We start from the raw sequence: 26,306 nt of genomic DNA on the forward strand, positions 1-26,306 counted from the left end.
ACCACCGCATTTGCTTGTGAACGGGAACGCGGCCCCAGCGTCGCGCGTGCGCTCTTTCCACTCGTCATTCCCAGGTGCGCGGTTGCGCACCCGAGGGCTCGCGCCAAGTGGCGCGCCCCGGAATGACGCCATCACCCCTTCACGTGCGCCACGCCCTCGATCTCGATCAGCATCTTCGGATTGGGCAGCGCCAGCACCACGCAGGTGGTGCGCGCGGGATAGGGCGCGGGGCCGAACGCACCGGCATAGAGTGCGTTCATGGTGGCGACGTCGCTGGCGCGGGTCAGCAGCACGTTGACCTTGACGAGATCGCGCATCGTCGCGCCCGCCTCATCCAGCACGCGCTTGAAATTGGTGACGACATTGGCGAACTGCGCCTCGAAGCTGTCCGGCAGCTCGCGGTTGGCGTCGAAGCCGGGAATGCCGGAGATGAACAGCAGATCGCCGACGCGGGCGCCGAACGAGAGTGGCGGCGCCTGGACGCCGGGCGGAGGAGGGAAGTGCTTGATTGCAGTCATGAGGTCACCCGTCTGCGCGAGATGGAAGTGGATGGTCTTCGGTACGCGGCGCCGGCGTGCGGCGGCGCCAGAGATTCTTGCCGAACAGATTCTGGCCGATCATGCCGGCCAGCATCGCGACGACGAACACCACGATCGGCAGCGACAGCCCGGCGAGATTGACCAGTGCCGGCCCGGGGCAGATGCCGGCGAGGCCCCAGCCGATGCCGAACAGCACGGCGCCGCCAACCAGCGGCGCATCGATGTCGTTGCGGTCGGGCCAGAGGAAGTGCGCCGAGAAGGCCGGCGCGGTGCGCCTTCGCGCGATCGCAAAGCCCGTCGCTGCGACCGCAACCGCACCCGCCATCACGAAGGCGAGCGTCGCATCCCAGGCGCCGAACAGATCGAGGAAGCCGAGCACCTTCTGCGGATCGGTCATGCCTGATATCAGCAGGCCCGCGCCGAAGATCAGGCCGCAAACGAAGCTTGCGAGAACCGGCATCGCTAGCCTCCGATCCCGTGCCTGACGATCGCGACCGTCGCGATCGCCGCCGCCATGAAGATGAACGTCGCCGCGATCGAGCGGCCCGACAGCCGCGCGAAGCCGCAGACGCCGTGGCCCGAGGTGCAGCCATTGCCCATCCGTGTGCCGAACCCGACCAGAAGGCCCGCGATCGCGACCACCACGAGGCTGGCATTCATCGCCGGCCGCGGCAGCGGCGCGCCGAACAGCGCCGCAATCAGGGGCGCTGCGATCAACCCCGCGATGAACGCGATGCGCCAGAGGCGATCGGCGGTATCGGGCTGGAGCAGGCCGCCGACGATGCCGGTGACCCCGGCGATTCGCCCGGTCAGCAGCATCAACACCGCCGCGGCGAGCCCGATCAGCGCGCCGCCGAGAAGGCCGGAAAGTGGGGTGAAATCGTGCATCGATGCCGGTCCCTGTTGCGCAAACTCCTCAGCGCTGGCGCAAAGCGGTGCGCGCACATGCGCCGATGGTCGCGCGACCATGTGGGCGATGATAGTCTCCGCGCCAACATGAACAAGCGCAATCCCGCGTGTTTTGCCGGCATTTCGAGGTGCCGCCGCCCGGTCGGATTGCCGCGATTCGATCTGGAGAACTTCCCATGAGATTGTCGTTCGTCACCCGTGCCGCGCTGCTCGCGCTGGCGCTGCTCACCGGATCGTCCGCCGCGCTGGCTGACGAGGGCGCGGTGACGCTCGTGATCTTCAAGGGCGGCTGGGTGTTCGGCGGCTCGGCCGGCAAGGGCGTCCTGACCTTCCACGGCCAGACCTACGGGCTCACCGCCGGGGGGCTGGACTACGGCCTGGTGTTCGGCGGCTCGCAGACCACGTTGCAGGGCAAGGTGCGCAACATCCGTCGCGCCCAGGACATCGCCGGCGTCTACGCCGCGGCCGGCATGGGCGTAGCGCTCGGCGCCGGCGTGCGCGGCATCCTCCTGACCAACCAGAACGGCGCCGTGCTCGAATTGAGCGGCAAGCAGGTCGGGCTGATGGCCAATGTCGACCTCAGCGGGCTGGCGATCACGTTGAAGGAGTGAGGGCATCGTCATTCCAGGGCTCGCGCTAAGAAGCGCGCCCCGGAATGACAGAGATGTCTACGTGATCCACCTGGCCAGCTCGCGCCACGGCTGCAGGCTCCAGTGCCCTGACGCCGCGCCCGATGGCGACGGCAGCACGAACACGTCGGGGAATCCGCTCGTCGGCGGCTGCCGCCCCAGCGCAAGCGCGCTGGTCGGCCTTTGATAGAACAGGCTCGCCGCCTTCCTGCTGGTGAAGGCGATGGTCTTCGGCCGAAACGTTTCGATCTTCGTCCTGAAGCCGATCACGTCGAACGATTGCAGCGCAATCTCATGATCCATCCCGGCGCCGGTCTTGGAGAGATCGGTGAAGCCGATGCCGAGCGCGAGCAAGGCTGCGAACTCGTCGGGCCGATAAAGCCGCGGCGTGATGCCGGCCTCGTGCAGCGCGCGCCAGAACCGGTTGCCGGGATGCGCGTAGTAATGCCCGACCGCCGCCGAGCGCGTGCTCGCGGCGGTGCCGACGAACACCAGGCGCAGATCGGCGCGGAGCTGGTCGGGCAGGCGGTGGAGGTGGGTGTCGGGCAGCTCGCTCATCCGGGCTATTGCCTACCATTTCCGCCACTGCCGTTCTATCATTCGGCGATGACCCGCGACGAATTGGCCGCCGCCTACACGGCATCTGGCCGCCACTATCACAACCTCGCACATATCGAGGATTGCCTTGCGGCGCTCGCGCGTCTCGACGGCCTGTCTGCGGCCGAGCGCGAGATATTGTCGGAAGCGATCTGGTGGCACGATGTCGTCTACGATGCGACCCGGCCCGACAATGAGGAGTTGAGCGCGCAGCTCGCCGAACGGCATGTCCGCGCCGAACTCAGCCATGAGGTCGGCCGCCTGATCCGCCTGACCAGGACGCACAACGTTGAGGCCGGCGATCGTCTCGGTGCGATCCTGATCTCGATCGACCTCAGCATCCTCGGCGCCGAGCCCGCCCGCTACGATGCCTATGCGGCGGCGATCCGTCAGGAGTTCATCCATGTCGGCGATGCCGATTATCGCGCCGGCCGCGCCAGGGTGCTGCGCCACTTCGCCGAGCGTCCGGTGATCTTCCCCGATGCCGGCTTTGCGGCGACCCATGACCGCCGCGCCCGCGACAACCTCGCGCGTGAGCTCGCGTCGCTGGGCTGAGGGGCTCCAACCGCATACGGCCTGCCTCCGCAGGGCGCATTGCCAAAATATCGAAAACAACCCCATGCACAGTAGCCGGCGGCGTGCCGGCATTCGACACGGCCACTTGACATGTCGGGCAACTCAGTGGCATTATTCTATTATTCCGAAGTGACGCAGGCGCGCCTCACCTCGCGCCTTGGGACATGCCCTGCCGCAAGCGGGGCGAGGTCGCGGCTCGATTCCCGCGATCTCATCAGGCGCTAACGCACCGGCTCCTTGATCTCGTCTTCGGCCGTGACCGCCTGCGCCGGCCCCGTCGCGCGCACCATCAGGAACCGTCCCGAGAACGCCGTGCCGCGGATGCTCCAACGGCCGTCGATCTCGGTCGCGTCGGCGTTGACGGCGCCTTCATAGTGGACCGTGTCATAGCCGTAGCCCGGTGGTTCGTAGCGCTTGACGAACGAGACGGCGCTACCGGAGCGGTGACCGGCGAGCGACGCATTGTGGGTGCTGAGCGGGCAGCCCGGCATCACGCAGGGCTCGGTCACGCTGCCGCCGAGCGCGCCGCCGGCGTCGATCAGCGTCGCCAGGAACGTGACCATGCCGCTCGGCTGCATGTAGCTGCCGTCCCAGACGCCGGTGAGATTGTCGGTCATGTCGCCTCAACTGCGTAGCCCGCATGAGCGTAGCGACATGCGGGACGTCTGCAGCGATGTGGCGCTTGCAGCGCCTCGACGCAAGTTGCGCCCGCTCGCATGCGGTTGCCTGCGCGCGCAAAACGGTCTGTAATCCCGCCGAACAGATCAAGAAGAATTTGGGAGCTGACATGACGGGAGAGGCGAAAACCCATTACGAGGTGATCGTGGTCGGCGCCGGCGTCGCCGGCATCTACCAGATCAAGCGGCTCGCCGATCTCGGCATCGACGCCACCGTGCTGGAAGCCGCGCCCGATCTCGGCGGCACCTGGTACTGGAACCGCTATCCCGGTTGCCGCTTCGATTCCGAGAGCTACACCTACGGCTTCTCGTTCTCGCGCGAGCTGCTCGACGAGTGGCACTGGAAGGAACGCTTCTCCGGCCAGCCCGAGAATCTGCGCTACCTCAATCACGTCGCCGACAAGTTCGACCTGCGCAGGCACATGCAGTTCAACTGCAAGGTCGAGGCGATGCAGTTCGATGAGGCGCGCGACCTCTGGCAGCTCAGGCTCAGCGACGGTCGCACCCTGACTTGCCGCTTCGTCGTGCTGGGGATCGGCCTGCTTTCGGCGCCGACCATGCCGCGCGTGCCCGGCATCGAGGATTTCAAGGGACTTTCCTTCCACACCTACTATTGGCCGCACGAGCCGGTCGATCTCAAGGGCAAGAAGGTCGCCGTGATCGGCACCGGCGCCACCGGCATCCAGCTGATCGGCGAGATCGCCGACAAGGTTGGCGAGCTCACCGTGTTCCAGCGCCGGCCGAACTGGAGCGCACCGCTGAATAACTCCGAGATCTCGGAGGCCGAGATGGCCGACATCCGCGCGCGCTATGACGAGATCTTCGCCGCCTGCGCGCTGACGCCGGGGAGCTTCGTGCACGGCCCCGACAAGCGCGGCTTCTACGAGGTGAGCCGCGAGGAGCGGCTTGCGCTGTGGGACAGGCTCTACGACGAGCCCGGCTTCGGCATCTGGCTCGCGAACTTCCGCGAGATCTTCATGGATGAAGCCGCCAATGCGGAGCTGTCGGAATACATCGCGGGCCGCATCCGCCGCCGCGTCAATGATCCCAAGGTCGCCGAGAAGCTGATCCCACGGGATCACGGTTTTGGCGTGCAGCGCCTGCCGCTGGAGACCAGGTATTTCGAGGCCTACAACCGCGACAACGTGCATCTTGTCGATCTCAGCGAGACGCCGCTGATCCGCGTTACCGCATCGGGCCTGCGCACCACGGCGGGCGACTACGACTTCGACATCATCGTCTACGCCACCGGCTTCGACGCCATCACCGGCGCCTACGACCTGATCGACATCAGGGGCATCGGCGGCGAGCGCCTCGCCGACAAGTGGAAACACGCACCGTCCACCTTCCTCGGCATGCTCGTGCACGGCTTCCCGAATTTGCTGATGCCCACCGGCCCGCAAAGCGCCTCCGCCTCGACCAACTTTCCGCGCGGCATCGAGAACGGCGTCAACTGGTGCACCAACCTGCTGCAACACATGTGGGACCGCGGCCTGACCCGCGCCGACGCCACAGAAGAGGCGCAGCAGCGCTGGACCGCGCATGTCGCCAAGATGTACGAGATCATGCTGATGCGCAAAGCCAAGTCGTGGTTCACCGGCTACAACTCCAACGTGGCAGGGCACGAAGAGGGGACGGTGCGGTACTTCGTCTACAACGGTGGGACGCCGAAGTTTCTGGGGATCATCAACGGGGTGGCGGCGGAAGGGTATCGGGAGATTGAGTTTGGGAAGAGGGCGGGCGGTGAAGCCCGAGCGAAAGCTGCTGTCGCGTCGGCATCGTAGGGTGGGCCAGCGAAAGGGTAGCTCATCATCTCTCGCCGCTAATCGGTGGGTTACGCCTTCGGTCAACTCACGCTACGGATTTCTCATTCGGGCTACGCTTGCTCGATAATGTATCGGTCCAATCGTCACGGGTAGAGTCTTGAAATCGCATGAATGCAGGATACGCCGACGTTCTGTACTAACCAGTTATAAGTCTGCGAGTTCAAATTAGTCGTGGCCCAGACGAGATTGTGTCCAATTGTATTGCGTGTTTGAGCGCAGCTATAGATGGCTTGATCAATGTCCATATTTGGAGCAAGGCTCGCAACCACCGTATCGAATTGTTTCGCTCCTGCTCGGATCGGGCTGCGGAGCCGAAGCTGACTTTTGTAGTGGCTGAGAGCCTTATTCATGTTCGAAAAATTCGGAGCACCCGGCGCACTTTTCAGCAAGCTTTCGAACAGGACACATCCGCGGAATAAATGTAAAAAGAAGGGTTCGCGCGAGCCTTCTGCAACGAGCTCGAACTGCTTCGCGCGATAGTCACTTTCTGCCACGAATGAGATGAATGCTGTGAGAAGCGTCCGAAGATGAGGCGGACCATTTTTCAAGATCCTCTCGAAAAAACGAGTGCGGAGATCGGACAAGCCGATGGCTTCGTGCAAATGCCGGTTTTGATACTCGGCTAGCAATGCTTGGGTTTGCGCTTCGATTTGAGCAATGATCCCACTCGCAAGAAGATCTTCTTTTGGCGCATGGAGAATTTGGATGAACCGTAGGGCCGGTGTGTTGAGATCGCCTTGGTGATAGCGTAGGTCGGCTTCGGCGGCGGCATCGAAATAAAGGCTGGCCGACGTGTAGTCATGACACGCGAAGGCCGAGTAACCGAGGATGTAAAACGGCGTTCCTTTGTGATCTTTATGGTATTGCTGATCGCCAACGGCAAGACGTCGAGCAGCGAGATAGGCGAGGCCTTCCTCAACTGCCTTCGCTGGCTTGTCATTATCGACGAGGTCTCGATAAGGAGCGCTGGATTCGAAATGTTCAGGCATTTTGCTTCCCGTCTATTGCTGCCAATTAGTGGGTCTGTTGAATTTATCTACCTCACCGGAAAGAGTATTCCGCAGCTACGGAGCCGTGCCATCCGAATGAGTTCGAACGAGCAATTGCATTTTTGAATACGAGTCTAGACGAAAGAGGCCGGGCTATGCCCGGCCTCCACGTTTTCGATGGATGCCCGGGTCAAGCCCGGGCATGACGGGCGGTGAGCGCGATGCCTCACAACACCCGATTGCTCTCCTTCACCTTGTCCGCGTCGAGATACAGGTTCTCGCCCATCTCCTTGAACTTGGCGCTCATCGTCGCCATGCCGTCTTCGATGGTGCCTGACATCGACGCCCCGACGCCGGTCGGGTCGTTCAGCGTCGCGGCGTAGTCGCGGACGTCCTGGGTGATCTTCATCGAGCAGAACTTCGGGCCGCACATCGAGCAGAAATGCGCGACCTTGTGGGCTTCCTTCGGCAGGGTCTCGTCGTGGAAGTTCTTCGCGGTCTCGGGATCGAGGCCGAGGTTGAACTGGTCCTGCCAGCGGAAGTCGAAGCGGGCACGGCTGAGCGCATCGTCGCGGAGCTGCGCCGCCGGGTGGCCCTTGGCGAGATCGGACGCGTGCGCCGCGATCTTGTAGGTGATGACGCCGACCTTGACGTCGTTGCGGTCGGGCAGGCCGAGATGCTCCTTCGGCGTGACGTAGCAGAGCATCGCGCAGCCGAACCAGCCGATCATCGCCGCGCCAATGCCCGAGGTGATGTGGTCATAGCCCGGCGCGATGTCGGTCGTCAGCGGTCCCAACGTATAGAACGGCGCTTCGCCGCACTCCTTGAGCTGCTTGTCCATGTTGATCTTGATCTTGTGCATCGGCACATGGCCGGGGCCCTCGATCATGACCTGGCAGCCCTTGTCCCATGCGATCTTCGTGAGCTCGCCGAGCGTCTCCAGCTCGGCGAATTGCGCGCGGTCGTTGGCGTCGGCGATCGAGCCGGGGCGCAGGCCGTCGCCGAGCGAGAACGAGACGTCATACTTGCGCATCAGGTCGCAGATCTCGTCGAAGTGGGTGTAGAGGAAGCTCTCCTTGTGATGCGCGAGGCACCACTTCGCCATGATCGAGCCGCCGCGCGACACGATGCCGGTGACGCGGTTGGCGGTGAGGTGGATGTAGGGCAGCCGCACGCCGGCGTGGATCGTGAAATAGTCGACGCCCTGTTCGCACTGCTCGATCAGGGTGTCCTTGTAGAGCTCCCAGGTCAGCTTGACGGGATCGCCTTCGCACTTCTCCAGCGCCTGGTAGATCGGCACGGTGCCGATCGGTACCGGCGAGTTGCGCAAGATCCATTCGCGGGTGGTGTGGATGTTACGGCCGGTCGAGAGGTCCATCACGGTGTCGGCGCCCCAGCGGATCGCCCACACCATCTTGTCGACCTCTTCCTCGACCGACGAGGTCACCGCCGAGTTGCCGATATTGGCGTTGATCTTGGTCAGGAAGTTGCGGCCGATGATCATCGGCTCCAATTCAGCATGGTTGATGTTGGAGGGAATGATGGCCCGTCCCCGCGCGATCTCGTCGCGGACGAATTCCGGGGTGATGAAGGCCGGCACCGCGGCGCCGAAGCTTTCGCCGTCGGCAAGCGCAGCCTCGGCGCGCGCGAGCTGCTGCTTGCGGCCGAGATTCTCGCGCTCGGCGACGTAGATCATCTCCTTGGTGATGATGCCGGCGCGGGCGAATTCGAGCTGGGTGATCTTGTGGCCGTCGAGGCCGCGCAGCGGCTTGTGGTGCGCGGTGAAGGCCTTGGCGGCGTGGGATGCGCCGACATTGCCGTTGTCCTCCGGCTTGATGGTGCGGCCGTCATATTCCTCGACGCCGCCGCGCTGCTTGACCCAGGCGAGCCGATTGCGCGGCAGGCCGGAGTTGACGTCGATCGTGACGTCGGGATCGGTGTAGGGACCCGAGGTGTCGTAGACCGGCAGGTTCGGCTCGCCGGCGCCTTCGGACAGGATGATCTCGCGCAGCGGCACGCGGAGGTCGGGCGCGCTTGCGGGCGTCGCGAAGATCTTGCGCGAGGCGGGCAGCGAACCGGTGGTGACGGCGGGGAGCGTGGTGTCGGGGTTGGAGCGGATGTTCATGAGGGATCCTCCTTTTAGTTCGTTGGCAGCGCTGCGCGCGAGTTGAGTACCGCTGTCATCCCCGCGAAAGCGGGGAGCCAGTATTCCAGAGGCCGCGGCGGGATACGGAGACGCCGCGGCGTACTGGATCGCCCGGTCAAGCCGGGCGATGACGGCAGGGTGTGTGGAACGAGAGTGTGCATCACGCGGCCTCCGCGCTGAGGCCGAGCCATTGCCGCACCCGCGCGTCCGGGTCGGCGTTCTGGGTGACGTCGCTGACGACGGCGATCGAATCCGCGCCGGCGGCGAAGATCTCGGCGGCGTGCTCGAACTTGATGCCGCCGATCGCGACAAGGGGGATCGTGCCGATCCGCTTCTTCCATTCGGTGATCTTCGGGATGCCCTGCGGCTCGAACCGCATCGATTTGAGCGTGGTGAAGAAGATCGGGCCGAGCGCGACATAGTCGGGCTTCGCGGCGAGCGCGGCGGCGAGCTCGGCATCGTCATGGGTGGAGACGCCGAGCGTCAGTTTTGCTTTGCGGATTTCACCGAGGTCGGCTTCCGCGAGGTCTTCCTGGCCGAGATGCAGATGCTCGGCGCCGGCCACGATCGCCGCGCGCCAGTAGTCGTTGACGACGAGTTTCGTGCCCGTGCCCTTGGTCACGGCCAGCGCATCGCTGACGATCTGCAGCGCCCCGGCATCGTCGAGCTCCTTGGCGCGGAGCTGGATGGTGCCGACGCCGAGCTTGGTCAGTCGCTCGACCCAAGCAACGCTGTCGACGACGGGATAGAATGGATCAGGATACGGCATGCCAGAACGGGGTCCCAACGACAGGGGTGGAGGGGGAGGCGAAGTCGCGGGCTTCCATCAGCCCGGCTTCGTAAGCGGTGCGGCCGGCCTCGACGCCGAGCCGGAAGGCATTGGCCATCGCAACGGGATCGGCGGCTTTCGCCACCGCGGTGTTGAGCAGCACGGCGTCGTAACCAAGTTCGAGCGCCTGCGCCGCATGCGATGGCGCGCCGAGGCCGGCGTCGACCACCAGCGTGATGTCGGGCAGGCGGTCGCGCAGCAGTTTGAGCGCATCGCGGTTGGTGATGCCCTTGGCGCTGCCGATCGGCGCGGCCCACGGCATCACCACCTTGCAGCCGGCCTCGACCAGGCGCGAGGCGACCGAGAAATCCTCGGTGCAATAGGGGAACACCTCAAAACCGTCCTTGATCAGGATGGCGGCGGCCTCGACCAGGCCGACCACGTCGGGCTGCAGCGTGTCGTTGTCGGCGATCACCTCGAGCTTGATCCAGGGCGTGCCGAACAATTCGCGCGCGAGCTTTGCGGTGGTCACCGCCTCCTTGACGCTGCGGCAGCCCGCGGTGTTCGGCAGCACGGTGACGCCGAGCTCGCGGATCAGCGACCAGAACGCATCGCCGGTCTTGCCGCCCGCGGCTTCGCGGCGGAGCGACACCGTGACGATGCTGGCGCCGGAGGCGCGGATCGCATTCTGCATGATCGCGGGCGAGGCATACAGCGCCGTGCCGATCAGCAGGCGGGAGGGGAAGGATTTGCCGTAGAAATTCACCATGTCCGTGGTGTCTCCTCAAATCAATCTGTCGTCCCGGCGAAGGCCGGGACCCATAACCACGACTGGCAATTGTCGGATGGAACGTCGCCCCGCGTGCCTCAATGAAGGGCCGCGGAGTATGGGTCCCGGCCTTCGCCGGGACGACGTGGGAAGAGAGCCTGCATGAAACGTCATCCCATCACCCTCCCTGCCGCGGTGTGATGATCTCGATCTCGTCGCCGGCTTTCAACGCGGTCTCGGCCCAGCGGCTCTTCGGCACCACGTCGTAATTCAGCGCGATCGCGAAATGCGTGCCCTCGTAGTCGAGCTCGGCCAGCAGCGCATCGACACTGGAAGCCGCAATCTCCCGCTGCTCGCCGTTCACGATCACGCGCATTGCATCACCTCATTGTCGATTTCGCCGCGCGACAGATAGGCAAGCGTCAGCTCGGCCAGCGCCGGCGCCAGCAGGAAGCCGTGACGGTAGAGTCCGTTCACCGTGATGCGTTCCTGCTCGATCCTGATTTTCGGCAGATTGTCGGGAAAGGCCGGACGGAGCCCGGCGCCGAATTCGACGATCCGCGCCTCGCCGAACGCCGGATGCACGACATAGGCGGCCCCGAGCAATTCCAGCGCCGAGCGCACGCTGACGCCGTTATCCTCGGCCTCGATCGAGGTCGCGCCCAGCATGAAGCGGCCGTCGCCGCGCGGGATCACGTAAAGCGGCCAGCGCGGATGGATCAGCCGCACCGGGCGCAACAGCTCGACCTCGGCGGTCTCGATGACGATCATCTCGCCCTTGACGCCGCGCAGCGTCGGCTCGCGATCGCGCGCGGCGAGACCGCGGCAGTCGATGACGAGACCATCGAGATCCTCAACCTCGGCGTCGCTGCCGAACTTGATGGCGCCGCCGGCCCTGGCGATCGCGGCATGCAGCCGCGGCAGCACGCGGCGCGGCTCGACATGGCCTTCGTCGGGATAGAACAGGCCGTCACGGAAGCGGCCTTCGAGCGCCGGCTCGAGGGAGCGGACGCCCTCGGCGTCGAGCCGGCGATGACCGGACGTGAGGCGGGCGAAGCGCTCGAAATCGGCGCGGTCGCGCGGATGCGTCACCACCAGCGAGCCGTTGAAGGCCGTTTCCGGAACATGCTGCCGCCACAGCGCGAGCGAGCGGATGCCGAGGCGGGTGATGACGGGCTCGGCGGCCTCCTCCTCGCACCACGGCGCGAGCATGCCGCCTGCCCAGTGGCTTGTGGATTCCGTCATCGCCGCGTCACTGCGCTCATGCAGGGTGACGGCACGTCCGGCCTCTGCGAGCAACAGCGCATGCCAGGCGCCGGTTATGCCTGCGCCGATGATGGAGACGGGGGAATCCCCCCGCGGTCTTGACGTCTGATACATCCCTGTCCCTTCGCCGGCATGACCCGGATCAGGTTCAAAGGGTCACCGCGGTCCCGAACTGATCGCCTGATGGCGAAGTCCAAGCTTGCGGTATCTCAGCTCCTCCTTCGGAGCACCCCTCGGAACGGCTCTAATGTAGGCTGATGGGCGGATGTGTCAACTTGTATGCCAGGAATCGCAACCGGCGGGCGCGCGGTGGTGCCGCACCCACTCACACGAGGTTGCTCGTGGAACGATCGCGTGATGCACGGGCGTCGAGGGGGCTGGGCTGCGTCATGACGTCAGCGGCGTGCTGACGCGATCGGCCTATTTTTCGGCCTGTTCCGGCTTCGGCCCGGCGGTATCCGTCGTCATTTGCTCTTGCCCGGCGAGCACCTTCGGCGGTGCACCCGAGCCGCCATGCGTCGCTTCCTTGAGGTGCCCGCCGCGCTGCCGCTTTGCGACGTAGTAATACCCGCCCGCGAAATAACGCACGGCTCGGTCGTGATCGCCATTGGCGGCGCGATAGGCGCCGGCGAGGTATTTGACGCCGTATTTGAGGTTGGTCCCGGGGTCGCGCAGACCCTCGGCGGTACCGGTGTAGCCGAGGCCGCGCGCGGTGCCGAGCTTGATCTGCATCAGCCCGATGGTGCCGCCGCGTCCGATCAGCTGCGGATGGTACTTGCTCTCGCGCACGATGACGCGATGCACCAGCTCTTCCGGCACCAGATTGGCCTGGGCCTCCGCCGCCACCATGGCTTCATATTGCGCGCGCGATTGCGCCTGCGCGCCGGCGCAGGACGCAAGCAACGCGATGGCGGCAAGGCAGCTAAGGGTCTGAACGGTCTTCATCTCTGATACGCCCGGGTGATCAAACGCGCGTCGGTTCTGCGGTCTCATTGGTACGGCGAGCGGGCAGGAATGTGGCAAAACCTTCGCATCGGCGAAGGTTCTGCGTCCGCGATTGTCCGGATGCTGGAAGCGGGCGACGCGATTGCGCGATGCATGCTTCAAATTGTTCGCTTCAATCGTCGCAGCCGAGAATTGTCATCGCCGCTGATTCCAGCCGTCAACTCTCTCGACCGATTTTGCCGCACGCTATCCACAGCGGTTTTTCGTGCAAACGACTCGATGAAGGTTTACACTCCATCGCACGACAGCGCGCGTGTTCAGTCAGCACGTCTGTCCGTTCCTAAGCAGGCAAAAAACACCATTCGGGAGATGCGCCATGGTCCGTCAGGACACCGGCTATATGCCTCGCGAAAATCCCTGCGCGCAATGCGGCAAGCCGATTGCTCGGCCCGATTGGGTGGAGCACAGCGAAGGCCGCACGTCCTATCTGTGGAATTGCCGCGCCTGCAATTACCGCTTCGAGGCCGTCGCGATCTACGACACAGCGCAGCTGACGCCGCTGGCCGCCTGACGCCTTGATCGCGGATGTAATCGCGCACCAGCCCTGTCGCCGGTCAGCTCCGGCTGATCAGGCCGCGGATTTCTGCAACGGCTGCTGCCGCGTCGGCAATTCGATCCGGACCACCAGCCCGTGCGGCTTGCGATCGTGCAGCGACAGCGTCCCGCCATGCGCGAGCACGATGGCGTTGGCGATCGACAGGCCGAGGCCGAAGCCTTCGGCCTCGTCCATGTTGCGCGCCTGGTCGCCGCGCACGAACGGCTCCAGCACGGTCGCCTTGTGGGCGTCGGAAATGCCGGGGCCGTCGTCCTCGATGTCGACGACGAGGCGGTCGGGCTTGGCGTCGAGGCGGACGGTCACTTCGCCGCCGAAGCGGGCGGCATTGTCCACCAGATTGGTGATGCAGCGATGCAGGTCGGCGGGCCGCGCGGTCGCCATCGCGTGCTGCGGGCCCTCGTAATTGACCTTGTGGCCCATGTCGACGAACTGGTCGGTGACGAGGTGCAGCGTGCTCGCGATGTCGACAAGCGTCATCGCCTCGAGCTTGCGGTCGTTGCGCAGGAACGACAGCACCGATTCCAGCATCGAGCGCATCTGGTCGAGGTCGCGCAGCATGCGGTGGCGATTGGTCTCGTCCTCGATGAATTCGGCGCGCAGCCGCATCCGCGTGATCGGCGTGCGCAGATCGTGGCTGATCGCGGCCAGCATCTTGGTGCGGTCGTCGATCAATGCGGTGATGCGCTCGCGCATCCGGTTCAGCGCCTTGGCCAGCGAGCGGATCTCCTCGGGGCCGCGCTCGGGCAGCGGTGCCGCGGCGCCGTTCAGGCTGAAGGTCTCGGCCGCCTTGACGAAGGACGACAGCGGCGCGGTCAGCGCCCAGGCCGCCCACAGGCCGAGCAGGGTGACGCTGATGACGGCGAACAGCACCGTCATCATCCACGGCCCGCCCCAGAACGGCCGCATGTGCTGATCCGGCATCAGGTTCGCGGCGAACATCGCGCCGTCGGGCAGCCGGATCGCGACGCGGCGGACGTCGTTGTCGTGCGGCGTGCCGCCTGCCTCGCGCGGCAGCGAGAAGACGCGATAGCCGGCACCGAGCCGGCGCAGCGCATGCAGGCTCGGCGTATCGGTTTCGGTGAGCGCGCCGGCGTCGGCCGGCAGCTCGCCGATCGCAAGCTGCGGGAAGGCACGGGCGACGTCGGCCAGGAGCCGCGGCCGCTCCGACGCCGGGGCGTGCCCGAGCAGCTGCGCGGTGGCAGCGAGCTGGGTGTGCCAGCGATCCGAAGGCTCCAACCTGTCCGGGCGATGGATCAGGAAGGTGGCGGTGATGATCAGGTGCAGCGCGACGATCGAGACGACGACCAGCGCCGCCATCTGGGCGCCGATCCCCCGCAGACTCACCACGCGCAGCAGCTTCATGATCAGTTGTTCGTGGCGGAAACCGCCTCCACCCTCGGCGTGAACACATAGCCGCCGGAGCGCACCGTCTTGATCATGGTGGCTTCCTGCGGATCGGGCTCGATCTTGCGTCGGATACGGCTGACCAGCACGTCGATCGAACGCTCGAACGAGCCGGCGCTGCGGCCCTGCGTCAGGTCGAGCAGGCTGTCGCGCGACAGCACGCGGCCGGGCCGCTCGCAGAAGGTGCGGAGCAGGTCGAACTCGGCGCTGGTCATGGCAACGCGGGCGCCTTCGGGGTTGCGCAGCTCGCGCAGGCGGATGTCGATGCGCCAGCCGAGGAAGGTCAGCGTGGTCGCGCCCTCGATCGCGCTGGCGTTGCGCGCGGCGGCCTGCCGGCGCAGCACCGCGTTGATCCGTGCCAGCAATTCGCGCGGGTTGAACGGCTTCGCCAGATAGTCGTCGGCGCCCATCTCGAGGCCGAGGATGCGGTCGACGTCCTCGCCGCGCGCCGTCAGCATGATGATCGGCGTCTGCGACTCCGCCCGCACCTTGCGGCACAGGCTGAGGCCGTCCTCGCCGGGCAGCATGACGTCGAGCACCAGCAGATCGACGCGGTGGTCGGTCATCGCCTTGGCCATCTCGCGGCCGTCGGAGGCGGTCGTGACATGACAGGAATTGGTCCGGAGATATTTTGCGATGAGGGACCGCGTCTCGCGATCGTCCTCGACGACAAGGATATTGGGAGCAGCCTGGGTCATACCGGTCTTTTTGTCCGTGATTCGGGGAAAGCGGCTCAGGAATTTTGTTTCAGTGTATTTCTGAAGTCTTGCCCAGCCGGTCGAGTTAAACAGGTCGGCGATGGGGAGAAAAGTTAGCGTTCTGTCATCAAGCTAATTCTTTGAAATTCGGGCCGAACTCCGCCGGCCGAGGCCCCCTGAGGCCGGCGCGGGCGGGGCCGCCGGAAAAGGGAAGGTTGGCTGTCATACCGGACTCGGAACCGGTTTCCCCGGCGCCGCGTTGTTTCCCTTTCAGGCCAGGAGGGAGAGATGGCTGTCGACGTCAGGACCAGACCGCATCAGCTGATTGCCAGCGACCGGGTCGAGGGGACGGCGGTGCGCCGGCCCAACGGCGACATGATCGGCCATATCGAGCGGCTGATGATCGACAAGGTGTCGGGCAAGGTGTCGTACGCGGTGCTGAGCTTCGGCGGCTTCCTTGGCATCGGAACCAATTTGATCCCGCTGCCCTGGGGCCGGCTGCACTACAACCCCAAGTTCGAGGCCTACGAGCTCGACATCGAGGACGACGAGCTGAAGCGCGCGCCGTCGTTCCGCGCCGACAAGGAATTCGATTGGGGCGATCGCTCGCAGGAAGTCGAGCTGCATCGCTTCTACGGCGTGCCGCCTTATTGGGGCGGCTTCTGATCGCGCGGTGAGCGGCGCGCATGATCGACGCATGTCGCTGATGCGGCTGCGGCCGCCGGCTCGTGCAGCGCGGTTCGCCGGGACGACTTAGTGAGCCAAGCATCGTCACATCCGGGATTGCGCGTCCGGCGCAGTCGTGAGGCTCAACCGCAGCCTAGTGGAAAGCCGGCGATCGCTTTCGTCAACCACCGCAGCGTTCCACGCGTCGGAAACCTCCACGGCGTTTGCCGCATCGTTCCATACGTTCCCAAGCCGCGGGGCGGCTTTTGAGCGCAGGTTGAATAGGAACGGTCGCGGACATCACGGGTTTTCCCAGCATCGATTTTGCGAACTGAGGAGAGCGCATGATGTTGATCAAATCCATCGTTGCCGGCGTGGCCGGCTCCGCACTGCTTGCGACCGTTGCGTTTGCGCAGGCACCCGCCGACAAGGGCGACAAGATGGCTCCTGCGGCATCGACAGCGGCCACGTCGCCGAGCACGTACAAGGGCGACTGGCGCGCCTCGAAGGTCGTCGGCCTCAGCGTGTACAACGACAAGAACGAGAGCGTCGGCTCGATCAATGATCTCCTGATGGACAAGGAAGGTGCCATCAAGGCCGTCGTGATCGGCGTCGGCGGCTTCCTCGGCGTCGGCGAGCATCTGGTCGCGGTGCCGCTCGACAAGGTGAAATTCGTCAACGAGCCGGTCGCCTATACCGGCGCCTCGAATACCGGCAGCACGACCAAGTCGACGACCACCACGGGCGCGGCGCCTGCGGCGGCGTCCTCGAAGCCGAATCCCTGGTACCCGGATCACGCGGTGTTCAGCGCGACCAAGGATGAGCTGAAGGCGATGCCCGAGTTCAAGTATTCGGCCGAGTAACGGATATCGCGTTGCGTGAGGGACAAGCGCGCCCGGCTGTGCCGGGCGCGTTCATTTGCGCGGACGATGCCGGCAATCGGATCGCGTCGAGGATGCTTATGTTAGCCAGCGGGGGACGGGCAGCCTCTTCCTGCGCAGGAAATCCGGATTGAAGAGCTTGGACTGGTAGCGCTGGCCGCCATCGGCGAGGATGGTCACGATCGTCTTGCCCGGCCCGAGATCGCGCGCCAGTCGCATGGCGCCGACGATGTTGATCGCGCTCGAGCCGCCCAGGATCAATCCCTCGTGCTCGATCAGGTCGAACAGCACGGGCAGCGCCTCCTCGTCGGTGATCTGGTAGGCGATGTCGATCGGCGTGCCGTCGAGATTCTTGGTCACGCGGACCTGGCCGATTCCCTCGGTGACTGAATCGCCCTCCGCGATCAGCTCGCCTTTGGTGAACCAATTGTAGAGGGCGGCCCCCATCGGATCGCTGAGCGCAATTTTCACGTTGGGATTGCGTTCCTTGAGCGCGCGGGCGATGCCGCCCAGCGTCCCGCCGCTGCCGACGGCGCACGTAAAGCCGTCCACCTTTCCGTTGGTTTGCTGCCAGATCTCGGGACCGGTCGTGCGGTAGTGTCCATCGCGGTTGGCGACGTTGTCGAACTGGTTTGCCCAGAACGCGCCGAGTTCTTCGGCGAGGCGGCCGGAATAGCGCGCATAGTGGCCGGGATTGGAAGAGGGCACGGCGGGCATCAAGCGCAGATCGGCACCGCATAGCCGCAGCATGTCTATTTTCTCCTGACTCTGGGTGTCAGGCATCACGATGACGGAGCGATAGCCGCGCACATTGGCCACAAGCGTGATGCCGATGCCGACATTGCCGGCGGTGCCCTCGACGATCACGCCGCCCGGCCTGAGCAGGCCGCGCCGTTCCGCGTCGTCGATGATGGCCAGAGCCGCACGATCCTTGATCGAGCCGCCGGGGTTGAGAAATTCGGCTTTGCCGTAGATGTCGCAACCCGTGGCATCCGACGCCCCACGGAGCCTGATCAGCGGCGTGTTGCCAATCGCCTCAAGAAGACCCGACCGAACATTCATCGCGCGCCGCCTTTCGTTTCCTCGGGTAGTTTACGCGAGGCTGATTGGTGCGTTGATGCTGTTCTCACGGCGATCTGGATGACATCCCTATCGTTCGGGTTGCGATATCAGTGATCTTATTCTCCGCCGGTGGAAAGTCATGCGCCCGAGCGGCCTCCAACGTCGGCTCTCGCCAGAGCGGGATGACTCTCCTTCGAATCGTCATCCCGCTCTAGGAGCGCGCCGCGCGATATTCGGCTCGCGTGACCAGCCAGTCGGCCGCCGCCTTGAGATCAGGCTCCGCTCCCAGTCCCGGACCATTCGGCAAAGGGAAGAGCCCGTCCTGCACGCGCGGGAAGGGGTGCGCCAACGTCTCCCGTAGCGGGTTCTCCATCACGTCGTGCTCAAGCAATCCGGGACCTCCGACCGCCGCGAGCACCTGCGCGGCGGCGAGCAGGCCGACGCCGCTGCCGAGCCAATGCGGGCAGTAGGACCGTCCCGCCTGCACGGCACGCCGCCCGACCGCATAGGCGCCGGTCACGCCGCCCCATTTCAGCATGTCGGGCTGCACCACGCCGTGATTGCCGTTGGCGATCAGCGCTGCGAATGCGTCGTATCCCATCACGTTTTCCCCGCCCGCCAGGGGAACTGGAGAAAGCGTCGCAAGCTCCGCCCATTCGGCGGCGGGGCGGTCGGCCGCAAGCGGCTCCTCGATCCAGCCCAGGCCGAATGCGCCGAGCCGCGGTACGGCGCGGCGGGCCTCGCTGAGATCCCAACCCTGGTTCGCGTCCACCATCAGACGCTCGCCCGAGCGAAGGTCCCGCGTGATGTTCGAAACGACCGTGGTGTCGGTTTCGGTACCGAATGCGACCTTGACCTTGAACGCACGGAATCCGGCGTCGCGACAGCGAGCGACCGTCTCGGCCGCGGTATCCGGATTGAGGCCGCTCGCATAAGCCGGCACCGTATCGCGCGCGGTGTTGGCGGCGAGCGCGGCGCGCAGCGATTGCCCGGCGCGCCGTGCGACAAGATCCCAGAGCGCGAGATCAAGCCCTCCGAGGCACGCCGCGAACGGACCCGGCTCGGCGCCCTGCAGCGCCCAACGGTGGGTGCGTGCAGTGAGGGTGTGCCAGGCATCCGCAGCATCGAGATAGGTTCCGGCAAGCGCCGCCGGACAGATGACGGTCTCGAGCAGCCGCATCTTGTTATCGGCGCTGTAGGGCGGGAAGTTGCACCAGACTTCTCCCCAGCCGTGCGCGCCGTCGGTGTCTTCGACGCGGAGTAACAGCACGCTGCGTCGTGGAATGCTGCCAAACGAGGTTTTGACGGGCTCGCCGACTTCGGCGCGAAACAGAAAAGCCTCGATGCGGGCGATGCTTATGGTCATTTTGCCTGTTCCTTTCGACGATCGTTTCGCTGTCGCGACACGGTAACTTCCGGTTCAAATCTCAGCTTCGCTCTAGTCCAGGTGTCGCATTCATCCCACCGATGAAGCGGCGGCTCACGATGACCGGCGCCAGCACCGCGGCGACGAACGAGAGAGCCGCGAGAAAATAGAGCCCCGCCTCATAGCTTTGAGTGGTTGCCCTGATCCAGCCGATGACATAGGGCCCGACGAATCCGCCCAGGTTTCCGATCGCGTTGATGAGCGCGATACCGGCAGCCGCGGCGTTGCCGGACAGAAAGGTCGATGGCAGAGGCCAGAACGGCGGCTTGGCGCCGTAGATGCCGATCGCGGCAACCGCCATGACGGCCACGGCGAGCAGCGATCCGGACATCGTGCCGGCCGCCGTCAATCCGAGCGCCGTGAGCGCGAGTGCGGTGCAAAGCGTCCATCGGCGTTCACCGTAGCGATCGGAGATGAAGCCGAATGCGAGGATGCCGAGTGTTCCGAAGATGTAGGGGACCGAGGTCATGATCCCGGTCTGCATGTCGGTCAGACCCAGACCTTTGAGGATTTGCGGCAGGAAGAATGCGAGGCCGAGATTGGCCGTGGTATTTGCGAACCAGATGAAGGCGAGCGCAAGCACACGTGGATCGGCCAGCGACTGCAGCACACTCAAGCCATGGATCGCGATCGTGCGCTCCTCGTTGTCGATCGTATTCTGCAGTCGGGTGCGCTCCTCGGTGCTCAGCCATTTGGCCTTGGCCGGGCCGTCGGGCATCACCTTCAGAAAGACGAGGCCGGTCAGCGCCGTCAGCAGCCCTTCGAGGATGAAGAGCCACTGCCATCCCTTCAGGCCTGCCCATCCATCCATCTGGAGGATCGCCGTCGAGATCGGCCCGCCGAGAGCGAGCGAAACCGGCACCGCCACGATGAAAGCTGCGATCACGCGCGCGCGGTATTGCTGCGGAAACCAGTAGGTCAGATACAGGATTACCCCGGGGAAGAAGCCGGCTTCGGCGGCGCCCAGCAGAAAGCGCATCACGATGAAGCTGACCGGTCCCTGCACGAGCGCCATCGCCGCTGCGATCAAGCCCCAGGAAATCATGATGCGTGAGATCCACCGCCTTGCGCCGACCTTTGCCATCGCGAGGTTGCTCGGGATCTCGCAGATGAAGTAGCCGAGGAAGAAGACGCCTGCACCAAGCCCGTAGAAATAGGGCGAGATGCCGATATCCGCATTCATCTTCAGGGCGGCAAAGCCGACATTGACCCGATCGATATAGGCGAGAATGTAGGAAACGAACAGCACCGGCATCAGCCGAACGAAAGCCTTCCTGATCGCGCTGTCGGCAACCGCGTCGGACATTCTCGCTCCCGTATCGTCGCTCCACCGGCGCATGGCCTGACGTTCGCCGCCCGGACCGTTCGAGCGGCGCTTCGTCCAGCGGCGAGCAGCGCGCTGGACCAGACCGGATGAGAGGCCTTATCCGTCAGCGCCGAGCAGGAAAAATGGTTTGTTGAGATGGCGCCATCTGAAAAGGAGATGGCTCGGGCTGCCGCGCCGTTGATCGCACAACGGCACGGTGCAACGCACCGCGCTGGTTCGGCGGCGTTACAAGTTGGGCCCCGTCTCAGGCTCTCGAAAAAGCATGACGTGCGAGCGGATCGATCGTGCGATCGTTGCTGCCGTCACCAGCCCAGTTCACGCAGGTAGGCGGCGCGGGCGGCGACGCCGGTGTGGGTGAAGTCGGTGAACACCCCATCGACGCCGAGACGGAAGAACTTCAGGTATTCGAGAGCGGGATCGCCGCGATAGTCGGCGGCGAGATATTTCTTCTCGTTCCGGAACGTGAAGACGTGCACGAACAGGCCGAGCTTGTGCGCGTCGGCAATGACGCTGGTGGCGTCCTGCGTCGAGGCCTCGGCCGTCGATCCCTTGTAAGGCTTGCCGTCGGCGGTGTTGTCCTTCCAGGGCGAGATCTTGTAGGGGACGATATAGGCCTTCCACGGGCCGATGCCGTCGGCATAGGTCTTGATCTCCGCGAGACCCTCAGGCGTGAGCATCGCGTCGAAGGTGCGGGCATCACCCGCAACCGTCCAGTCGTAGGGACGGGAATTGGCGATGTTGTTGAGCAGCACCTTGCCGGTCTTGAAGTCGACGCCGTTGCCGTCGATGAGCTGGACCTGCCGCGTCTCCAGCCCATGGCTGCGCATGTATTTCAGGCTGCCGGGTTCGAAGCTCTGCACGATGATCGGAGCGTCCTTCGCGTTGAGGCCGTTCTCCTTGATCATCTTGATCAAGGCATCCTCGAGCGGATGGCTGCCGGGCGCGCCGCAGCCATTGGCGATCGCCTGGGCATTGTTCCAGGTCGGGTTCTTGGTTTCCGGATAGACCGAGATCGTGCGCCCCGTCGCCTTGCTCTTGGCCTTGGCGATGTCGATGACGTCCTGGAAGCTGATGATCGGAAACTTGCCGTTGAACAGCTTTGGCCGTTCGTTGGCTGCATCATAGGTGGTGCCGGCGATCCACTCCCTCAGCTCGTCCATGGTGAAATCGGTGATCGACCAGTCGTTGGTATGGTCGTCGCCGTCGACGATCAGCGCCTTCAGCACCGATTTCGGATCGGCCGGGTCGACGAGATCGGTGGGATATTCAGCCGGACCGCTGGTCGGTGTCTGCGCCCACTTCACCTTGACGGCAACGCCCGGCGCCGTGCGCTTGCGTCTGGCGACGTCCGCATTGGTCTTCGCCACCTCGGCGACGTTGGTGTTGTCGCCGAGCCACGGATTGTGGCGGGCCACCAGCACGCAATCCTTGGTCAGATGCAGGTCTTCTTCAAGCGAGTCGGTGCCGAGGTCGGCGGCCAGCTCATAGGAGGCCTCGGTCTCCTCGGGCACCAGGCCCGGTACGCCGCGATGTCCGATCACGAGCGGCTGCTTGCCGTCGACGGTCAGGAAGGGTTTTGCGCCCGATGGCGCCGCGCCGGTCTGCGCCGACACCATCGACGATGAGAGGACGACCAACGCCGCCGCGCCGAGCAGCATCGCTCCAACATGCATCTTTCGTCGTGAACGAATCTGCTTCACGCCAAGTCTCCATCTTTTGCGTAGCGCGCCAGGCCGAATGCCAGAAGGCCTGACAAGGCCGACGCTGTTGTGTTCTTGTCTCAATCTCCTGACAAGCGGATGACTGGGGCAGGCGGCAAACGCTGGCGTCGCGGACAAAGTTTTCGAGATGCGCGTTCGCCGCCGGTGTGCGCCCCAACGCTCGATCCGGACGGGGATGCCGGAGACCTCCCGGGTCCGTGAGCACACAGATATTTGAAGGCCCGCGCCCGAATAAATCGCATCCGATTAAATCGGAATACTTGAAGACCGGTCGTGCCGTGCCTTTATCAGGCGCGAACGAATTAATCGCATGCGATTTAAATCGCGGGAGCGTGATCATGACCACCAGGATTTCTCACCTCGCCAGGACGTCCAGAACCAGGACGTTTAAACCCATCGCGCTGGCGGCAGCGCTGTCGGCCGTCGCGGTGACGGCCGCCTCGGCTCAGGCCGCGATCTCGGAACCGGCCGCCTACCAGGCGCTGTATCCCTATCGCGACGTGCTCAACAACGGCGCGCCGACGCCTGCGGCCAGGCTGGTGCTCGAGCCGCCGGCCGTGCTGCAGGCGCTTCAGGCGCAGGAGAGCGGCATCGGCGTGGTTCAGGTGCCGCACCGCAGTGCGCATCGTGCCCGGCGCTGAGGGCTGAAGAGGCTACCGAAAAGAAAAGAGGATGCGGACCGATCGATCCGCATCCTCTGAGCTCAGTGTTCTGTAGTCGCCGCGGCGCAGATCGACTGCGTCGGCGCTCCGCCAGCTAGTTCGACTTCACCAGCGGGCAGCCGCCCTTGTCGAGCGGACGGAAGGCTTCGTCGCCAGGTACGGTCGCGATCAGCTTGTAGAGATCCCACTCGCCCTTGGATTCCTCGGGCTTCTTGGTCTCGAACAGATACATGTCGTGCACCATGCGGCCGTCGATGCGGATATGGCCATTCTTGGCGAAGAAGTCGTTGACCGGCGTCTTGCGCATCTGCTCCATCACCTTCGGCGCCTCGTCGGTGCCGATGGCCTCGATCGCCTTCAGGTAATGCATGGTCGCCGAATAGAGGCCGGCCTGGATCATGGTCGGCATGTGGCCGACCTTTTCGTTGAAGCGCTTCGAGAAGGCGCGGGTCTCGTCGTTCATGTCCCAGTAGAAGGCGTCGGTGACGATCAGGCCCTGCGTCGCCTTGAGGCCCAGCGCGTGGGTGTCGGTGATTTCCATCAGCAGAGCGATCATCTTTTGCCCGCCTTGGGCGAGGCCGAACTCGGCGGCCTGCTTCAGGGCGGTGGTGGTGTCGCCGCCGGCGTTCGCCAACGCCACGACCTTGGCCTTGGAAGCCTGCGCCTGCAACAGGAAGGACGAGAAGTCCGGCGAGTTCAGGGGAGCTCGTACCTCGCCGAGCACCTTGCCGCCGCTCTCCTTGACGACGTTGGCGGCGTCACGTTGCAGCGCCATGCCGAAGGCGTAGTCGGCAGTGACGAAGAACCAGGTATCCTCGCCGCGCTTGACCATCGCCTTGCCGGCGACGTTCGACAGCGCGTAGGTGTCGTAGGTCCAGTGCACGGTGTTGGGCGAGCAGGCGGTGCCGGTAATGTCGGAGGAGCCGCCGCCGGAGTTGATGTGGATCTTGTTCTTCTCGCGCGTCAGCGCCGAGATCGGCAACGCGACCGAGGAGGTCGGCACGTCGAGGATCGCATCGACCTTGTCGTTGTCGTACCAGTTGCGCGCGATGTTGACGCCGACGTCGGGCTTGTTCTGGTGATCGGCCACCACGACCTGGATCGGCTTGCCCTTGACCTTGCCGCCGTAGTCGGCGACCGCCATCTCGACCGCGGCGACCGAGCCCTTGCCGGTGGCGTCTGCATAGAGGCTCGACATGTCGGTGAGCACGCCGAGCTTGACGACATCGTCGGAGATCTGGGCGCGAGCCGCCGTGCCGGAGGCCGCAAGCGCGAGGCCGGCCGCTGCCGCGGCCAAGAGCGATTTCATCGTGTTTCTCTCCCTGATCTTTTCCTTGGGGGTTGCTTCCACGAGGCACCTTCTATCCGGTGCGGCAACCTGTCGCAAAGACGACTTTCTGGGCATGCGGCGGACCAATCCTCTCCCTCTCCCCGCTCTTCGCGGGGAGAGGGTTGGGGTGAGGGGCCTTCTCCACGAGTGGCAATTGTCGTGAGACCTGTACCCCCTCACCCGGATTGCTTCGCAATCCGACCTCTCCCCGCAAGCGGGGCGAGGTAAGAGAGCAATCCGCTCGAGCAGCGCCCTACAGCGCCGGCAGCGCGGTGACGGCGGCCTTGATGGTGCCGTCGGTCTCCACGATCACCCGGAGCGTCTTCGAATCGAACGCGATGTTGGCAAGCCGGATGCTGTTGACGTCGGCGTCGACGCGGATGCCTTCCTCGTTCTTCTGCAGGTCGGCGATCGCGGCGGCGATCTTGCGCTGTGCGTTGGTCGCGAATGGCTTGAGGTCGACCACCAGCCGGTCGGCGAGCGCCTGCTGCAGATGCGGGATCGCGGCGCGCGCGGCGGCGCCGAGCAGGCCGAACGCGGCTTCGGACTCGACCGCCAGCTCGACGTCGGTCAGACGCAGGGTCTGCGCCTGCTGGTCGAGCCGCGGCCGGCCCCAGATGTGCACGGTCGCCTCGGCGCCCAGGCCGAAGAAGCTCTTCTTCTCCTTGGCGTGCACCAGGAGCGAGATCAAAAGCCGGTCGCCGGAGGCGGCAATGCCGGCGCTCTTGACGGTCACGTCGACCGGGCCGGAGCCGTCCTCGGGGAACGTCTTGCCCTTCAGCTGCGCCTCGACGAGTTGCGTCAGCGTGGTGAAGGACAGGTCGACCGGCAGCGCGACCGCGACCTGGCTCGGCATCGGCGGAACGATCGAGAGCTTGTCGGGGAACGGACAGTTCGGGGTGGTCTGCGTCTCCGTGATCCGCGTCTCGGCCTCGATGCCCATCGTCAGGATCACCGACGACGCATCGACCTTCGGCTGCGCGGCGATCGCGCGGGTCGGCCGCAGCTCGAGCCACATCGGCGGCATCGAGGCGGTGCCGCCGGTGCCTTGCAGCGGCATCGAGCGACAGGCCTTGACCCATTGCGCGCGGGCGCTGTTCTGGAACACCGGGTCGTTGTGCAATCGCGTCTCGAGCGCGGAGATCTGGTCGGCGACCGCCTTGTCGATGACGGGCTTGACCTGCGCCGGCACGCTGATGCGGACGCCGGCCGCCGACAGGCTGGTGTCGCCGAGATTGACCTGCGCCTGCAGGTTCGGCTCGATCCGCCAGGATGCGCCGAGCTTCGGCCGCGCGGTCAAGGTGACGCTGCCTTTGATGTCGGCATTGGCGTTGATGTTCTTGATGTTCACCGCGCCGATCTGCTTGGCGACATTGCCGCCGAGCAGGCTGCCGAGTGCGTTGCTGACCGCGCCGGTCGCCTGTGCCGACAGCGAGCCGGTGACCTTCAGCGTCCCGCTGATCGGGGTCGTCAGCGTCAGCACGTCCTGCGCGCCGGTGGCGGCGATCGGTCCGCGCGAGGCGGTCCAGCCGATGTCGGCGTTTTGCAGGATCTGCTGGACCGGGTTGTCGGCCTTGCCGCCAAAGGTCTTCGGTGCGCCGCGTTCGGCGGCGTCGCGGATCGCCGACAGCGCGACCGAGACCTGCGCCACGATGGTCGACGAACGCGCCGCCGGCGGCAGCGGCGGCAGCTGTGCGAGCGGTGGCGCCTGTACGGTGACACCAGGCGCCAGCCAGTCCATCGCCTTAAGGCTGATCGCGAACGAGACCAGCACCACCGTGAGCCCGAGCGCGATCGTTCTTGGATGCATCGGTAGACGCATCGTCCCCCCGGATGAAAATCAACTTTGACGGGTTGTACAGGCCCCCCGACGAGG

Annotated in this window: 27 protein-coding genes and 1 riboswitch; of the genes, 7 read left to right on the forward strand and 20 right to left on the reverse strand. The window is 65.0% G+C overall.

Going from position 1 to position 26,306, the window contains the following annotated elements; translation table 11 throughout:
- Positions 1 to 131: 131 nt before the first annotated feature.
- Genes BRSPCE3_RS28695 through BRSPCE3_RS28705 form a run of 3 tightly spaced genes read right to left on the reverse strand, consistent with a single transcriptional unit; the run spans position 132 to position 1,508 of the window.
- A complete protein-coding gene (locus tag BRSPCE3_RS28695; protein WP_244069702.1) occupies positions 132 to 518 on the reverse strand; it encodes a RidA family protein in 387 nt (128 codons plus the stop codon).
- A 4-nt stretch (positions 519 to 522) separates the two neighbouring features.
- The gene (locus BRSPCE3_RS28700) at positions 523 to 999 is read right to left on the reverse strand and encodes a DUF6691 family protein (protein WP_244069703.1); all 477 of its coding nucleotides are present in this window, start codon (positions 997 to 999) and stop codon (positions 523 to 525) included.
- A gap of 2 nt (positions 1,000 to 1,001) precedes the next feature.
- On the reverse strand, positions 1,002 to 1,508 hold the full coding sequence (locus BRSPCE3_RS28705) for a YeeE/YedE family protein (RefSeq protein WP_375709972.1): 507 nt from the start codon (positions 1,506 to 1,508) through the stop codon (positions 1,002 to 1,004).
- Positions 1,509 to 1,624: 116 nt separating this feature from the next.
- Between BRSPCE3_RS28705 and BRSPCE3_RS28710 the strand changes: the two genes are divergently transcribed.
- On the forward strand, positions 1,625 to 2,059 hold the full coding sequence (locus BRSPCE3_RS28710) for a hypothetical protein (RefSeq protein ID WP_244069705.1): 435 nt from the start codon (positions 1,625 to 1,627) through the stop codon (positions 2,057 to 2,059).
- Positions 2,060 to 2,116: 57 nt separating this feature from the next.
- Here BRSPCE3_RS28710 and BRSPCE3_RS28715 read toward each other — a convergent pair whose 3' ends face one another.
- Positions 2,117 to 2,635, reverse strand: a complete 519-nt coding sequence (locus BRSPCE3_RS28715) for a mismatch-specific DNA-glycosylase (RefSeq protein ID WP_244069706.1) — start codon at positions 2,633 to 2,635, stop codon at positions 2,117 to 2,119.
- Positions 2,636 to 2,683: 48 nt separating this feature from the next.
- On the opposite strand from BRSPCE3_RS28715, the gene BRSPCE3_RS28720 reads away from it, so the two are divergent.
- Positions 2,684 to 3,229, forward strand: coding sequence for a phosphohydrolase (locus BRSPCE3_RS28720; RefSeq protein ID WP_244069707.1), 546 nt, complete (start codon positions 2,684 to 2,686; stop codon positions 3,227 to 3,229).
- A 242-nt stretch (positions 3,230 to 3,471) separates the two neighbouring features.
- Here the strand turns inward: BRSPCE3_RS28720 and BRSPCE3_RS28725 are convergent, their stop codons facing one another.
- A complete protein-coding gene (locus tag BRSPCE3_RS28725; protein WP_244069708.1) occupies positions 3,472 to 3,867 on the reverse strand; it encodes a hypothetical protein in 396 nt (131 codons plus the stop codon).
- Positions 3,868 to 4,037: 170 nt separating this feature from the next.
- Between BRSPCE3_RS28725 and BRSPCE3_RS28730 the strand changes: the two genes are divergently transcribed.
- Positions 4,038 to 5,711 (forward strand): NAD(P)/FAD-dependent oxidoreductase, encoded by a 1,674-nt coding sequence (locus BRSPCE3_RS28730; protein WP_244069709.1) that lies wholly within the window; start codon positions 4,038 to 4,040, stop codon positions 5,709 to 5,711.
- A 125-nt stretch (positions 5,712 to 5,836) separates the two neighbouring features.
- Here the strand turns inward: BRSPCE3_RS28730 and BRSPCE3_RS28735 are convergent, their stop codons facing one another.
- The 7 genes from BRSPCE3_RS28735 to BRSPCE3_RS28765 form a co-directional block, all read right to left on the reverse strand.
- Positions 5,837 to 6,742, reverse strand: coding sequence for a hypothetical protein (locus BRSPCE3_RS28735; RefSeq protein WP_244069710.1), 906 nt, complete (start codon positions 6,740 to 6,742; stop codon positions 5,837 to 5,839).
- A gap of 226 nt (positions 6,743 to 6,968) precedes the next feature.
- Complete coding sequence (thiC, locus tag BRSPCE3_RS28740; RefSeq protein WP_244069711.1) at positions 6,969 to 8,867, reverse strand: phosphomethylpyrimidine synthase ThiC; 1,899 nt, start codon at positions 8,865 to 8,867, stop codon at positions 6,969 to 6,971.
- A 181-nt stretch (positions 8,868 to 9,048) separates the two neighbouring features.
- Positions 9,049 to 9,657: a thiamine phosphate synthase gene (locus BRSPCE3_RS28745; protein ID WP_244069712.1), complete on the reverse strand. Its 609-nt coding sequence runs from the start codon at positions 9,655 to 9,657 to the stop codon at positions 9,049 to 9,051.
- Positions 9,644 to 10,426, reverse strand: a complete 783-nt coding sequence (locus BRSPCE3_RS28750; protein WP_244069713.1) for a thiazole synthase — start codon at positions 10,424 to 10,426, stop codon at positions 9,644 to 9,646. Before BRSPCE3_RS28750 ends, BRSPCE3_RS28745 begins: the two co-directional genes overlap by 14 nt.
- A 178-nt stretch (positions 10,427 to 10,604) precedes the next feature.
- Complete coding sequence (gene thiS / locus BRSPCE3_RS28755) at positions 10,605 to 10,802, reverse strand: sulfur carrier protein ThiS (protein ID WP_028332603.1); 198 nt, start codon at positions 10,800 to 10,802, stop codon at positions 10,605 to 10,607.
- The gene (locus tag BRSPCE3_RS28760; protein ID WP_244069714.1) at positions 10,793 to 11,806 is read right to left on the reverse strand and encodes an FAD-dependent oxidoreductase; all 1,014 of its coding nucleotides are present in this window, start codon (positions 11,804 to 11,806) and stop codon (positions 10,793 to 10,795) included. The genes thiS and BRSPCE3_RS28760 overlap by 10 nt, the downstream gene beginning before the upstream one ends.
- Positions 11,794 to 11,936, reverse strand: a riboswitch (TPP riboswitch). (Overlaps the previous gene by 13 nt.)
- 176 nt (positions 11,937 to 12,112) lie before the next feature.
- On the reverse strand, positions 12,113 to 12,637 hold the full coding sequence (locus BRSPCE3_RS28765) for a lytic transglycosylase domain-containing protein (RefSeq protein WP_244069715.1): 525 nt from the start codon (positions 12,635 to 12,637) through the stop codon (positions 12,113 to 12,115).
- A 376-nt stretch (positions 12,638 to 13,013) separates the two neighbouring features.
- On the opposite strand from BRSPCE3_RS28765, the gene BRSPCE3_RS28770 reads away from it, so the two are divergent.
- Positions 13,014 to 13,208, forward strand: a complete 195-nt coding sequence (locus BRSPCE3_RS28770) for a hypothetical protein (protein ID WP_244069716.1) — start codon at positions 13,014 to 13,016, stop codon at positions 13,206 to 13,208.
- A 57-nt stretch (positions 13,209 to 13,265) separates the two neighbouring features.
- On the opposite strand, the gene BRSPCE3_RS28775 is transcribed toward BRSPCE3_RS28770, so the two are convergent.
- Both BRSPCE3_RS28775 and BRSPCE3_RS28780 read right to left on the reverse strand, forming a co-directional pair.
- On the reverse strand, positions 13,266 to 14,615 hold the full coding sequence (locus tag BRSPCE3_RS28775; protein WP_244069717.1) for an ATP-binding protein: 1,350 nt from the start codon (positions 14,613 to 14,615) through the stop codon (positions 13,266 to 13,268).
- A 2-nt stretch (positions 14,616 to 14,617) separates the two neighbouring features.
- Positions 14,618 to 15,355: a response regulator gene (locus BRSPCE3_RS28780; RefSeq protein ID WP_194459583.1), complete on the reverse strand. Its 738-nt coding sequence runs from the start codon at positions 15,353 to 15,355 to the stop codon at positions 14,618 to 14,620.
- 288 nt (positions 15,356 to 15,643) lie between these two features.
- Here BRSPCE3_RS28780 and BRSPCE3_RS28785 point away from each other — a divergent pair, with 288 nt between their 5' ends.
- A complete protein-coding gene (locus tag BRSPCE3_RS28785) occupies positions 15,644 to 16,021 on the forward strand; it encodes a PRC-barrel domain-containing protein (protein WP_244069718.1) in 378 nt (125 codons plus the stop codon).
- A gap of 347 nt (positions 16,022 to 16,368) precedes the next feature.
- Positions 16,369 to 16,884, forward strand: coding sequence for a PRC-barrel domain-containing protein (locus BRSPCE3_RS28790; RefSeq protein ID WP_244069719.1), 516 nt, complete (start codon positions 16,369 to 16,371; stop codon positions 16,882 to 16,884).
- 96 nt (positions 16,885 to 16,980) lie between these two features.
- Here BRSPCE3_RS28790 and BRSPCE3_RS28795 read toward each other — a convergent pair whose 3' ends face one another.
- From BRSPCE3_RS28795 to BRSPCE3_RS28810, 4 genes are all read right to left on the reverse strand, one after another.
- Positions 16,981 to 17,964 carry a cysteine synthase A gene (locus BRSPCE3_RS28795; RefSeq protein ID WP_244069720.1) on the reverse strand — a complete coding sequence of 328 codons (984 nt, stop codon included), beginning with the start codon at positions 17,962 to 17,964 and terminating at the stop codon, positions 16,981 to 16,983.
- Between the two features lie 211 nt (positions 17,965 to 18,175).
- Entirely contained in the window at positions 18,176 to 19,330 is a 1,155-nt protein-coding gene (locus BRSPCE3_RS28800; protein WP_244069721.1) for a mandelate racemase/muconate lactonizing enzyme family protein, read from the reverse strand.
- A 61-nt stretch (positions 19,331 to 19,391) separates the two neighbouring features.
- Positions 19,392 to 20,696: an MFS transporter gene (locus BRSPCE3_RS28805; RefSeq protein ID WP_244069722.1), complete on the reverse strand. Its 1,305-nt coding sequence runs from the start codon at positions 20,694 to 20,696 to the stop codon at positions 19,392 to 19,394.
- Positions 20,697 to 21,019: 323 nt separating this feature from the next.
- On the reverse strand, positions 21,020 to 22,417 hold the full coding sequence (locus BRSPCE3_RS28810; protein WP_244069723.1) for a glycerophosphodiester phosphodiesterase family protein: 1,398 nt from the start codon (positions 22,415 to 22,417) through the stop codon (positions 21,020 to 21,022).
- A 359-nt stretch (positions 22,418 to 22,776) separates the two neighbouring features.
- On the opposite strand from BRSPCE3_RS28810, the gene BRSPCE3_RS28815 reads away from it, so the two are divergent.
- Entirely contained in the window at positions 22,777 to 23,079 is a 303-nt protein-coding gene (locus BRSPCE3_RS28815) for a hypothetical protein (protein ID WP_244069724.1), read from the forward strand.
- 115 nt (positions 23,080 to 23,194) lie between these two features.
- On the opposite strand, the gene BRSPCE3_RS28820 is transcribed toward BRSPCE3_RS28815, so the two are convergent.
- On the reverse strand, positions 23,195 to 24,409 hold the full coding sequence (locus BRSPCE3_RS28820) for an ABC transporter substrate-binding protein (RefSeq protein WP_244069725.1): 1,215 nt from the start codon (positions 24,407 to 24,409) through the stop codon (positions 23,195 to 23,197).
- 274 nt (positions 24,410 to 24,683) lie between these two features.
- On the reverse strand, positions 24,684 to 26,252 hold the full coding sequence (locus BRSPCE3_RS28825; RefSeq protein ID WP_244069726.1) for a DUF4403 family protein: 1,569 nt from the start codon (positions 26,250 to 26,252) through the stop codon (positions 24,684 to 24,686).
- Positions 26,253 to 26,306: the final 54 nt, after the last annotated feature.

The sequence above is a fragment of the Bradyrhizobium sp. Ce-3 genome (genome assembly GCF_022835695.1).
Taxonomy (GTDB): Bacteria; Pseudomonadota; Alphaproteobacteria; order Rhizobiales; family Xanthobacteraceae; genus Bradyrhizobium.

What these genes read in the sequence shown, in the direction of transcription:
- BRSPCE3_RS28695 (WP_244069702.1), bottom strand. Translation starts at nt 518, where the DNA reads ATGACTGCAATCAAGCACTTCCCTCCTCCGCCCGGCGTCCAGGCGCCG.
- BRSPCE3_RS28700 (WP_244069703.1), bottom strand. Translation starts at nt 999, where the DNA reads ATGCCGGTTCTCGCAAGCTTCGTTTGCGGCCTGATCTTCGGCGCGGGC.
- BRSPCE3_RS28705 (WP_375709972.1), bottom strand. Translation starts at nt 1,508, where the DNA reads ATGGTCGCGCGACCATCGGCGCATGTGCGCGCACCGCTTTGCGCCAGC.
- BRSPCE3_RS28710 (WP_244069705.1), top strand. Translation starts at nt 1,625, where the DNA reads ATGAGATTGTCGTTCGTCACCCGTGCCGCGCTGCTCGCGCTGGCGCTG.
- BRSPCE3_RS28715 (WP_244069706.1), bottom strand. Translation starts at nt 2,635, where the DNA reads ATGAGCGAGCTGCCCGACACCCACCTCCACCGCCTGCCCGACCAGCTC.
- BRSPCE3_RS28720 (WP_244069707.1), top strand. Translation starts at nt 2,684, where the DNA reads ATGACCCGCGACGAATTGGCCGCCGCCTACACGGCATCTGGCCGCCAC.
- BRSPCE3_RS28725 (WP_244069708.1), bottom strand. Translation starts at nt 3,867, where the DNA reads ATGACCGACAATCTCACCGGCGTCTGGGACGGCAGCTACATGCAGCCG.
- BRSPCE3_RS28730 (WP_244069709.1), top strand. Translation starts at nt 4,038, where the DNA reads ATGACGGGAGAGGCGAAAACCCATTACGAGGTGATCGTGGTCGGCGCC.
- BRSPCE3_RS28735 (WP_244069710.1), bottom strand. Translation starts at nt 6,742, where the DNA reads ATGCCTGAACATTTCGAATCCAGCGCTCCTTATCGAGACCTCGTCGAT.
- thiC (WP_244069711.1), bottom strand. Translation starts at nt 8,867, where the DNA reads ATGAACATCCGCTCCAACCCCGACACCACGCTCCCCGCCGTCACCACC.
- BRSPCE3_RS28745 (WP_244069712.1), bottom strand. Translation starts at nt 9,657, where the DNA reads ATGCCGTATCCTGATCCATTCTATCCCGTCGTCGACAGCGTTGCTTGG.
- BRSPCE3_RS28750 (WP_244069713.1), bottom strand. Translation starts at nt 10,426, where the DNA reads ATGGTGAATTTCTACGGCAAATCCTTCCCCTCCCGCCTGCTGATCGGC.
- thiS (WP_028332603.1), bottom strand. Translation starts at nt 10,802, where the DNA reads ATGCGCGTGATCGTGAACGGCGAGCAGCGGGAGATTGCGGCTTCCAGT.
- BRSPCE3_RS28760 (WP_244069714.1), bottom strand. Translation starts at nt 11,806, where the DNA reads ATGTATCAGACGTCAAGACCGCGGGGGGATTCCCCCGTCTCCATCATC.
- BRSPCE3_RS28765 (WP_244069715.1), bottom strand. Translation starts at nt 12,637, where the DNA reads ATGAAGACCGTTCAGACCCTTAGCTGCCTTGCCGCCATCGCGTTGCTT.
- BRSPCE3_RS28770 (WP_244069716.1), top strand. Translation starts at nt 13,014, where the DNA reads ATGGTCCGTCAGGACACCGGCTATATGCCTCGCGAAAATCCCTGCGCG.
- BRSPCE3_RS28775 (WP_244069717.1), bottom strand. Translation starts at nt 14,615, where the DNA reads ATGAAGCTGCTGCGCGTGGTGAGTCTGCGGGGGATCGGCGCCCAGATG.
- BRSPCE3_RS28780 (WP_194459583.1), bottom strand. Translation starts at nt 15,355, where the DNA reads ATGACCCAGGCTGCTCCCAATATCCTTGTCGTCGAGGACGATCGCGAG.
- BRSPCE3_RS28785 (WP_244069718.1), top strand. Translation starts at nt 15,644, where the DNA reads ATGGCTGTCGACGTCAGGACCAGACCGCATCAGCTGATTGCCAGCGAC.
- BRSPCE3_RS28790 (WP_244069719.1), top strand. Translation starts at nt 16,369, where the DNA reads ATGTTGATCAAATCCATCGTTGCCGGCGTGGCCGGCTCCGCACTGCTT.
- BRSPCE3_RS28795 (WP_244069720.1), bottom strand. Translation starts at nt 17,964, where the DNA reads ATGAATGTTCGGTCGGGTCTTCTTGAGGCGATTGGCAACACGCCGCTG.
- BRSPCE3_RS28800 (WP_244069721.1), bottom strand. Translation starts at nt 19,330, where the DNA reads ATGACCATAAGCATCGCCCGCATCGAGGCTTTTCTGTTTCGCGCCGAA.
- BRSPCE3_RS28805 (WP_244069722.1), bottom strand. Translation starts at nt 20,696, where the DNA reads ATGTCCGACGCGGTTGCCGACAGCGCGATCAGGAAGGCTTTCGTTCGG.
- BRSPCE3_RS28815 (WP_244069724.1), top strand. Translation starts at nt 22,777, where the DNA reads ATGACCACCAGGATTTCTCACCTCGCCAGGACGTCCAGAACCAGGACG.
- BRSPCE3_RS28820 (WP_244069725.1), bottom strand. Translation starts at nt 24,409, where the DNA reads ATGAAATCGCTCTTGGCCGCGGCAGCGGCCGGCCTCGCGCTTGCGGCC.
- BRSPCE3_RS28825 (WP_244069726.1), bottom strand. Translation starts at nt 26,252, where the DNA reads ATGCGTCTACCGATGCATCCAAGAACGATCGCGCTCGGGCTCACGGTG.